Consider the following 10043-nt stretch of genomic DNA (forward strand, 5'->3'; position numbering starts at 1 on the left):
CGAATGTGCAGCAGTATGAATAACTGCTGTTGGTTTGACATCACTAAATATGCGCTGCAATTCCTGAAAATCTGTTAAGTTCACTTTTAGCATTTTGATGCCAGGAATCTCTAAAGAATGGGAAAAATAAGTACCATAAACTTCCCATTCTTGTTTTGCAAGCTGGCAAAGATGCCATCCTAAAAAACCACTTGCTCCGGTAATTAACAATTTTTTCATGTTTAATTGTAAACCGCTCAAGAAAAAATATTTGTTATAGCAAGCTTATATTCTACACTGAGTGGTGGTTATAAAATACTATTGAAGTAATTCTTGAAACTGCTTTTCATTACGCACTTTGCGAAAGTCTGGGTCAGTTTTTGCTAACTTCTTGTATTTATCAGGAACAAACTGGATTGCTTTATCTAGATTCTCAATTGCTAATTCGAGATTGTTTTGTAATGCATAAGAGCAAGCTTTGTTGTAATATGCTTGGTGCAAATCTTGCTTAATGGCGATCGCTCTATTATAAGATGCGATCGCATCTTGGTAGCGGTGTAGCTTTGTCAGAGCAATGCCTCGGTTAATTAAGGCTTCATATTTGTCGGGTTGGATAGCGATCGCTTTGTCGTAGGATGCAATAGCGTCTTGGTAGCGTTGCAACGATGTTAAGGCTATGCCACGATTATACCAGGCTTCATATTTGTCGGGTTGGATAGTGATCGCTTTGTCGTAGGATGCGATCGCATCTTGGTAATGTTGCAACGATGTTAAGGCTATGCCACGGTTAATCCAAGCTTCAGGACTCTTAACTTTGATGGCGATCGCTTTATCATAAGCTTTTATTGCATCTTTGTAACGTTGTCCATCTAATAAATTATTACCTTGATGAAAGAAATATTCTGCTTTCTGGGTAGCCTTCGCTTCTATGAAAAGCTGGGTTACATTACTTTCTTGCACAACTTTTGTAGTATTTTCTGTTGATGAGTTTGCCCCACCACTACAGCCAAATGCGAAGAAAACTATCAAGCCAGATGCAACCAAGTAGCGCCGAAAAACCATGCTGTACCTACAAAATTTCTAAGATGATGTTAAAAGCTGTTTGTTTTATAAGTATTATCAAAATCCCCTACTTTTTACCCATTAATTTCCTTATATTCTAAAAAATAACTTTGTTGATAATGCATATAAGCTTATCAAACTCAAGCGTATGCTACATTATCATATTAGATACACGTAAAGCAATTGCTTAGGGCCTATTTCACTCGAAAAACAATAATTTGTGTTGCTATAGCAATCTGTGCAGGAGTTACAAACAAAAAGATCCCCGACTTTTTCAATAAGTCGGGGATCTGAGCCTCTCGGTGGAGAGGGAATCAAATAGGATTGCTATATACGTTGCTTCGGCGTAGCCCGTCGTAGACATCCCACTTGTGTGGTAATTTCCGTTTTAATGAACAAGGGTCTTAAGATGGACTATATAAAGATTTATAACTGATTTTCACAATTACTCGAACTAAGTATAATATCTCTATTGTATTCGTAGCGAATGAAATTAGTTAAAACTCTGCGTTACTTTGCGTTTCCTTTGCGCTTCTCTGCGTTTAAAAATCTTACGATTTGACGCAAAGCTGTACTAAAACCAAATTTCAAATAAGAGCATTGTTGCAGAATCTAAAGGATTGTAACCATGAAAAAAACCTTCTTTACACTAGCAATAACCCTATCAGCGCTTCCTATATCTATTTCTACGTCAATTAATCCTGCGATCGCACAATCAACTCCTGTTGAACCGACTGTTTCAATACGAGCATTTAATTTTCCTAATTTCTATGTTCGTCATCGCAATTTCCTTGGCGAAATTAGTTCCATTTCAAGTTCTCTAGACAGAGCAGATGCAAGATTTAGAGTAAGGTCGGGGTTAGCGTCTTCTAACTGTGTTTCATTTGAATCCTCAAATCTTCCAGGATACTATTTAAGACATCAGAATTTGAGAATTACATTAGCTCCTAATGACAATACTGCGCCGTTCAGAGATGATGCAACCTTTTGTATAAAACCAGGTTTAGCAAGTTTAACAAATGTTTCTTTTAGTTCATATAATTTTCCTAATTACTACATACGCCACAAAAACTTCGAGCTATATATTGACCCGTACAGCACTAATAGCTTCTTTTTAAACGATGCCACTTTTACACTAGTAGTACCGTTCGCTCCATAGCTAGAGTAGGTTTGAAGATGATTGTGGTAAATAGGGTGCATCCCAGTTTTTATTTTTTAATGAGAAAATAATTGTCATTGCGAGGAGGAACGACGAAGCAATCGCATGGACTCGCTCTGAGTTGGAGGATTTTGTGATTGCAACTCTAAGAGACGCACTCGCGTTCGCAACGCTTGCAATGACATGCAAAAAAGTGGGATGCTCCCTAGTAAATATGGCGGGAAGGCATACATCTATTTTTGACTTTTGCAAAAAGCCTATTAAATGTATGCCTTGGTGATAATATACTTTGTCTGTACAACGCTTAACTAATCCCAAACACTGACTCGACAGTTGACTTAATCGAATCCCGCGCATCCTTCAAAGTTTGACTAATGGGATGCTTTGCTTGCAAAAATGCACGCGCACAATTGCGTCCCGGCATTCCCGAAATCGAACCACCTGGATGAGTCCCTGCACCAGTCAAAAATAGATTCTCAATTGGCGTTTTGTAGTTGGCTATTTCTGGCAAGGGACGGAAGAATACCATCTGATCTAGGGTCATGTCAACATGGTAATAATTTCCTTTGTACGCACCTAATCTTTCTCCTAGTTCTGCTGGACTTTCTACACGACGAGCAATAGTTGCATTCTTGACATTGGGTGCATAGTCTGCTAGTTTATCAATCACCCTATCTGCAACTTTGTTTTTCAATTCATCTGTCCAACCAGTACCTTTTAAACCAGTGCCTTCTGCACCAGCAATTTGATAAGGGGCAAAATACTCAATCCATACAGTATGTTTTCCTGGTGGTGCTAATGTGGGGTCTAAGTAGCTAGGCATCACCACATACATTGATGGATCGGCATCAGGAATCTCTCCCAAGGTGCATTTACTATGAGCCTGTTCTACATGAGTTACAGAATCGGCAATCAAGATAGAACCAACAAGATATTCATCTTTATGGGCGTGGTATGGAAAGTGCAGTGGTTCGTCTAAAGCTAAATCTATCTTGAGGATAGTTTCGTTATTGTTAACGATGCGGCGTTCTAATCTTTCCCATAAATTTGGGTCGGCTGCATTAACATCGCTTTTATCAGTCATTTGCAAAAATAACCGCTGGGCATCAATATTAGAAATAACGCCATATTTAGCGCGATATTCGGTGTTACCAGCTACTCGCACACCAACAGCTTTTCCATCATCAATTAAAACTTTTTCAACATGCTGATCTGTGAGAATAACGCCACCTTTACTTGTGACTAAATTCACTAAAGCTTGCACAAGTGCGCCAGTTCCGCTGCGCGGCCTTGCCATTCCAGGGTTGTGACGCATCGCCATCATAATTGCACCAATAGCAAGGGTTTTTTGTGATGGCGGCGCACCAAGTTCTGATGCTAGTCTGGCTAGTGGCGCTTTTATAAATTCCTCATCAAACCACTCGTTAAGTAAATCCTCGGCGCTGGTTAACATGGTGCGAATAAAGTCCAGCGTTTTGTTTGGGGAACCAATCATCGAAAATAAATCTTTCAGTTTTGTAATGTCGTAGTTACCAAGGATGTCTATAATTGACTTTGGCGGTGCATTAAAAATGGGAATCATTGCACCCAATGCCCTCTGCCAATAATCTACAAATTCTGCGTATTTTTTGGCATCACGTTCACTATAACGAGCGATTTCTGCACAAGTCTTTTCTACTGACTTATGTCCTAAGAAATACTTCCCATCAGGATGAGGACAGAAAACAACTGGATCGCACTCCAAATAATGCAAGCCGTATTTTTCTAGTTCTAATTCTTCAACAACTGGCCCCAAGTGAATAAATTCGTGGTCAATAGCACACAAGTTAAATTTAAATCCAGGAGCCTCTTGTGGTAAACATTCTTCAGTTGTTGCTGCACCGCCTGGAACAGAACGCTTTTCTAGTAACAGGACGCTATAACCAGCTTTCAGCAAATAAGCTGCACAAACTAACCCATTATGTCCAGCACCAATCAGCACAACATCATACTCTTGCATAGTTGGAATTTAGAAATAAGTAGCTTTCTAAATATTAGAAACATTTTACTACATTTACATCATCCTTCAGTAGCAAAAATTATCTTTAACTATTGCCACTACTAAGGAGATGATATTTCTGATGATGGTATTTGCTTCATTTGAGTTTCTACGAGAAGCACTAAACTACCAGTTTCTACTTTTATATCTTTAATATGAAACACCATATCTTCCCATTTAAAATATGGTATATTCATCAATTCTTTGACTTTGTGCATTAAAGCTGTAACTACTTCTATGGAAATTCCTCCTCCCTCAGTGCAGTTAAAAGCCTCCAGCATCGCGGGTTGTGAATGAGTGCGTGGACGTGCGATCGCAGTGTAACCCAAAATGCGAGTATTTCCCTTTTCCTTTAACAGCACTCTTCCCCTACATTCTATTTTGCCATCACCAGGTAAAAATATTTCAATTTTTTGTGCCTCAAAACTCACAATTTTGCCATCTACATCCAAATCAAAGTTTTGCATCTGGCTGCTAACAAAGTCTGATGCTAAGGCGCGGTTCATATCTGCTTCTGTCAGTATAATGCGAGCAATGGCATTTACTGGCTCATTAAGTTCTATTTGACCAAAAAGAGCGCTTAAGGGATTGATGCTAATGCTTTCTGTTTGCAGTTTTATTTCCTGTACGCGAATATCTTCTTGGATTACTAATCCTTGTCCTGAAACCGAAACTCCATCCGCTTGTCCCTGAACTATTTTCAACAGATCGGTTTGTACATCTATTTCTATTTTTTCTGCGTCATCTAGCTTTTCTGATATTCTTCTTTCAGCTTCCTGGGATAAAAATTGTTCCTCCAACCGATGCTCATCAGGCATGAAATAGTAATCTCCTAAATGTCCTCTTACTATTTACTGTAAAGGCTAGATGCTAACGAGCGAATCTATATTGCGATATATGCAAATTGGAGGATTGAGTAATCACGTAGAAAGTGGTGTATCTGCTTTCCCCAAAAATTAATCGCGCCAAAATACCTTTGCAAAGCTGGAAAATAAAGCAAAGCGGTTACAACCTCAAAGATGTAAAATTTTTGTTAAATTCAACGAGCATCTACAGTTTCATCTGATTTTTCATGTCATCTGGAAAAGCCCACAAAAAACCTAACCTTCTAACCCCCTTCCCGACGCAGGAAGGGGGAAAATTCAAAGTCTCTTTCCTTGTAGGAGAGAAATGTAGAGAGGTTTTCTAGATACCGTGAAAAGTCAGACAGTTTCACCTAATCGTCAAAAGGTACTCAGCATGACTGCAATCTCCCCGAAGGCATCTTCAGCGCTTCCCGATTTTTCTGAAGGAATTCAATATTTTGGTGAAGCTTTACCAGACTTTGAAACTTATGGCGCAACACCTGCTATAGAGTCAGGCAAAATAGCGATCGCATCTCCCACAGAACCGAATGCAGTATATCAAACTTTACTTGCTGCTGACGCCTTACGCTACCTAACTTTACAAGTTACTGCTAGTAAAGCTTCTGGACATCCCGGCGGATTCGCCAGCCAAGCGGAAGCTTACGCCTCTCTTGTCATGCTGGGATACAAGAACATTATTACCGAAGTCGGACACCACGCCCCTGGATTTTATAGTGCCATGTTCTTGGATCGTTCGCTAGAGGACATGGGAATTTTTACAGTCCAACAATTGCGCGATCGCTTCCGAGAAAAGCACGGATTATTAGGACACCTTTCCGGTTACATTCCCGGTATTCTCGCACCTGCGGGGCCTTTGGGACAAGGGCAACACTTTGCAATGGCGGCTGCACTGTTGCACAAAGATAAGTTATTTCCCTTTACAGTTGGTGATGGTGGATTGGGTGAGCCTTATATTGTAAGTGCGATCGCACACTTCCATACAGCTTATCCTGCTGTCACCAATTTCTTGCCGGTGTTGGTGTGGAACGGTTACAGCCAAGAACATCACAGCATGGTTTCCCTCAAAACCAACGAACAGATGCAAGCATATTGGCAAGGTAACGGTTTTGATGAAATCGTGTTAGTGGATGCCAAGGATTTCGACGATCAAAACCAGCCAGGGGATTACGTTGATAGTACCGCCTTTTCTTTTGAGAAACGCCTAGCATTTACTCAAGCAGTACTTTCGGGTGTAGATCAAGCAGCGCGATCGGCGTTGGATGGTAAACTTACCGTCTTCATTATTAAACAACTCAAAGGTGCAGGAGTTCACGCGCGGGGGGCAAAATCTCACAACCTGTATCCCAAAGATACGCTGGATGCGCCGCATATTGTCAGTGCATTGCAAACCCGTGCTTTGTCTGCGGAAGCTTGGCAATTAGTCAGAACAAATGCAGAACGCGCCGGTGGTGGCCCAGCAGCAAAAACTGTGGTGACAGAATTTGAATTTCCATTACCAGAATTAGGCGAATTACCTTTAGAAGAATATGCAGTTGGAAGTGAAGCCAAAGTTTCCACAACCGCGATGGGACGATTGGTAGGAATAGTTGGAAATAAAGATCAGAATTTCCTCGTCACCAACGCCGATGGTAACGAAGCATCAGGAATTGCCAACATCAACCAAGCATTAAAGATTATCCACCCCACAACCGACGACTTATATAATCAAGCACCAAATGGACAAGTTTATGAACCATTGAGTGAAGATGCTTGTGCCGGTTTAGCTGCGGGTTTGGCGTTAATGGGTGCGAGAACATTGTGGTGTTCTTACGAATCTTTTGCCATCAACGGATTACCAATTTGGCAAACTGTAACCCAAGCAATGGCAGAATTGCGGCGTCCAACTCCTTCGACTATTACTTTATTCACAGCAGGCGCATTAGAGCAAGGGCGCAACGGTTGGACTCACCAACGTCCAGAAATTGAAGCTTACTTTGCTTCACTGATGCGAAATGGAAATGTTTTCCCATTATTTCCGCCTGATGCTAATAGTATTCAAGCTTGTTATGATTGGGCGTTGAAAACTAAGAATAAGGGAATTGTGATTACTGCAAGTAAATCGCCGTTACCAATTCGCACCACTCTAGAACAAACTCGTCAAGGGTTACGCGATGGCGCGGTGCTATTACATGAAATCGCTGGTGATAAACAAGTTGTATTTGCTGTAATTGGTGATATGACATTAATGCCAGTATTTGAAGCTGCTGCTTTCTTAGAAACTGAAGGTATTGGAGCCAAAATAGTTACTGTAATCAATCCTCGGCAATTGTACCGTAGCCATGATACCGCGTGGGATACCTGTTCCCAAGCCGAAGGCGGTTTCTTGGATGATGGGAAATTTGCCGAATTATTTGATGGCGATGCGTTAATTGCAGTGACTGGTGGTGCTGCGGCGATGCTGGAACCAATTTTGTTACGGAGTACAGCCAAGCGCGACACTTTTGCGTGGAAGCGTGGGGAGACTACAGCCAGTGCTGGCGAGTTGATGGCGTTTAATGGATTGACTGCTGAAGCGTTGACGAAACGTGCGATCGCGTTAGTGCATTAAAGCTGGAATTGTTTTTAATTTTATAAGAAGAATTCAGAACTCAGGAGTCAGAATTCAGAATTGAATTCTGGACGACTGGGTAATGAATATTGGTTTAAAACCTTGCCCCTTGTGGGCAAAAAAAATTAAAATATTATTCCTAATTAAAACTCTATCCCTTTATGGGTAGAGTATTCTGAATTCTGAATTCTGTATTCTGACTCCTGTTTTATCGCCTTTTTGAGCGTTATATTTATCCATAGGCGCTATATACACGATTAATTTATTATGAAATTCCAAGTAATTTTTACCTTTGATTCAGAATATAAAGGCTATGTTGCTGAGGTTCCTGAACTTCCAGGCTGCGTGAGTCAAGGCAAAACACTAGATGAGGCAGTTGAAAATATTAAAGATGCCATTACGGGATATCTCCACGTTCAAGCTAAACATGGCAAACCTTATATTGTTAAGGAATCGCAAGTGTTTATCGGGGAAGTTGTAGTATAAATGGGACGTTTATCAAATATCTCCGGTAAGGAAGCTGTCAAGATTTTTGAAAAGTTTGGTTATGTATTAAATCACCAAACGGGAAGCCACATGATACTTTGGTGTGACTCAAAACCAACTTTATCAATTCCCAATCATCGGGAATTAGCACCTGGGTTACTTAGAAGTTTGATTCGACAGGCAGGAATTACAGTTGATGAATTCCTCGAAAACAAATAAATTCAATTACAAGGCTCATTATATTATTCAGAATATCCCTATGAAGTTGTTGAATCATCGTTGTCAATCTTACAGTATCAGCCGACTATAATGTACTTAAGATTTTACACAAGGATAGAACCATGACTGACACTCAAAAGGTGGTTCGCTTAAATTTAGATTTGTCACCTGAACTAAATCAGATACTAGACGAACTAGCAAATAAAATAGGCACAAGTAAAGGTGATGTTCTGCGTCAGGCTATAACCTTGATGCAAATCATGGTTATAGCTAAAGAGGAAACCAAAAAATTAGGAGTCCCAGAAGCAAATCAATTGATAGTGAATGAAATCATTCTCTCATCTGAACAGCAGCCAAAACCCAATGCATCAGAAGGTTTTTTAGAAACCTTTGGAAGCTGGGAAGATACACGCACCGCAGAAGAAATTGTTGATGAAATATATTCAAGTCGTACTGTAAATGATCGCAATTATAGCTTGTGAATTATTTACTCGACACTGATACATGTATTTATTGGCTTAAGGGTCGCCAGCCAGTCAGAGATAAATTATTAGCAGTCGGATGGGATGAAGTATGCATTTGTGTCATCACTGCTGCTGAATTGTATTATGGTGCATACAATTCTAATCGAGTTTCAGAAAACTTAGGTAATGCAGAAGACTTTATTCAAAACTTATCCGTCTTATCTTTAACTGATCCTGCTCTTAGAAAGTATGGTGAATTAAAAGCAGAACTCCGTAGAATAGGGCAAACAATTGCTGAATTTGATTTACTAATTGCTAGTGTTGCACTTGCAGAAAACTACACTTTAGTAACAAACAATACTCGTCACTACGAACGCATCAACGGATTAAAACTGGAAAACTGGACTCTGCTTTAAAAACTCAACATTAGTTAGTCCCGTAGGCTGTATTATGCTGTCCCTAACCCAGCATCCTCAGTTTAATCGCAAATAAAATTTACTGTGCAATGCCATAAAATGGCAAAAACTGCCATAATGTAGAAAAACAGATTCAAAAACTAATACTTGTGAAAAGTATCAATATTTCCTTACCTGACACCATGCGAACTTATATAGAAGAACAGGTAGCTCAAGGTGGTTACAGCAGTGTCAGCGAATATTTTCGTGAATTAGTGCGACAAGATCAAAAGCAGAGAGCAAATGAACGTCTAGAAACAATGCTTCTGGAAGGATTAAACTCTGGGAATGCAACAGAAATGACTGTTCAAGATTGGGAAGATATTCGTCAAACAATCTGAGAAAAAATGAACAAACATCAACGTGCAATTTAGTCTTCATGCTGCAATAGACCTTGAATTAATATTTGATGAAGACTCAGAACTATAACTTATTTTGCAAATCATCAATTTCTTCAAGTTTGAAATCTTTGGAAGTTAAGAATACATACACAGCAGAAGAAATTAGTCGGACTGTAAGCGATCGCAATCACCCTACGTGCTGAACCCAGCCTAACCTCATCGGCTACTCAGTGTTTTTTGTCTAAGTCCCTTCAACAAATAAACCGTACTTTTAGCTTCTCAGCAATGATTACCGATAGACTAAAATTGGTAAATAAGTCTTTTATGAAATCACCACTATGCAAGTTAATAATCTTACCATTGATGAACTTAAAGCCCTGATTCGAG

At 39.9% G+C, this 10043-nt stretch carries 11 protein-coding genes; 7 read left to right on the forward strand and 4 right to left on the reverse strand.

The features are described 5' to 3' along the window. Positions 1–219 (reverse strand): NAD-dependent epimerase/dehydratase family protein (locus LC574_RS10790; protein WP_229453521.1); only part of this gene is annotated, 219 nt, incomplete at its 3' end. A gap of 78 nt (positions 220–297) precedes the next feature. After that, positions 298–1041, reverse strand: a complete 744-nt coding sequence (locus LC574_RS10795) for a tetratricopeptide repeat protein (protein WP_229453522.1) — start codon at positions 1039–1041, stop codon at positions 298–300. A 628-nt stretch (positions 1042–1669) separates the two neighbouring features. Here LC574_RS10795 and LC574_RS10800 point away from each other — a divergent pair. Further along, positions 1670–2200, forward strand: coding sequence for an AbfB domain-containing protein (locus tag LC574_RS10800; RefSeq protein WP_229453523.1), 531 nt, complete (start codon positions 1670–1672; stop codon positions 2198–2200). 304 nt (positions 2201–2504) lie between these two features. Here LC574_RS10800 and crtO read toward each other — a convergent pair whose 3' ends face one another. Together crtO and LC574_RS10810 are read right to left on the reverse strand one after the other, a co-directional pair. Then, positions 2505–4199, reverse strand: a complete 1695-nt coding sequence (gene crtO / locus LC574_RS10805) for a beta-carotene ketolase CrtO (protein ID WP_229453524.1) — start codon at positions 4197–4199, stop codon at positions 2505–2507. Positions 4200–4300: 101 nt separating this feature from the next. Then, positions 4301–5056, reverse strand: coding sequence for a DUF2993 domain-containing protein (locus LC574_RS10810; RefSeq protein WP_229453525.1), 756 nt, complete (start codon positions 5054–5056; stop codon positions 4301–4303). A gap of 421 nt (positions 5057–5477) precedes the next feature. Here LC574_RS10810 and LC574_RS10815 point away from each other — a divergent pair, with 421 nt between their 5' ends. The 6 genes from LC574_RS10815 (at position 5478) to LC574_RS10840 (ending at position 9656) form a co-directional block, all read left to right on the forward strand. Continuing rightward, positions 5478–7691 (forward strand): phosphoketolase, encoded by a 2214-nt coding sequence (locus tag LC574_RS10815; protein ID WP_229453526.1) that lies wholly within the window; start codon positions 5478–5480, stop codon positions 7689–7691. Positions 7692–7958: 267 nt separating this feature from the next. Then, a complete protein-coding gene (locus LC574_RS10820) occupies positions 7959–8177 on the forward strand; it encodes a type II toxin-antitoxin system HicB family antitoxin (protein WP_229453527.1) in 219 nt (72 codons plus the stop codon). Beyond that, positions 8178–8396 (forward strand): type II toxin-antitoxin system HicA family toxin, encoded by a 219-nt coding sequence (locus LC574_RS10825; RefSeq protein ID WP_229453528.1) that lies wholly within the window; start codon positions 8178–8180, stop codon positions 8394–8396. Positions 8397–8518: 122 nt separating this feature from the next. Beyond that, positions 8519–8878 (forward strand): hypothetical protein, encoded by a 360-nt coding sequence (locus tag LC574_RS10830; RefSeq protein WP_229453529.1) that lies wholly within the window; start codon positions 8519–8521, stop codon positions 8876–8878. Beyond that, a complete protein-coding gene (locus tag LC574_RS10835; protein WP_229453530.1) occupies positions 8875–9276 on the forward strand; it encodes a type II toxin-antitoxin system VapC family toxin in 402 nt (133 codons plus the stop codon). Before LC574_RS10830 ends, LC574_RS10835 begins: the two co-directional genes overlap by 4 nt. A 149-nt stretch (positions 9277–9425) precedes the next feature. Further along, a complete protein-coding gene (locus tag LC574_RS10840; protein WP_229453531.1) occupies positions 9426–9656 on the forward strand; it encodes a type II toxin-antitoxin system ParD family antitoxin in 231 nt (76 codons plus the stop codon). Positions 9657–10043: the final 387 nt, after the last annotated feature.

The sequence above is a fragment of the Nostoc sp. CHAB 5715 genome (assembly GCF_020829685.1).
GTDB lineage: Bacteria > Cyanobacteriota > Cyanobacteriia > Cyanobacteriales > Nostocaceae > Nostoc.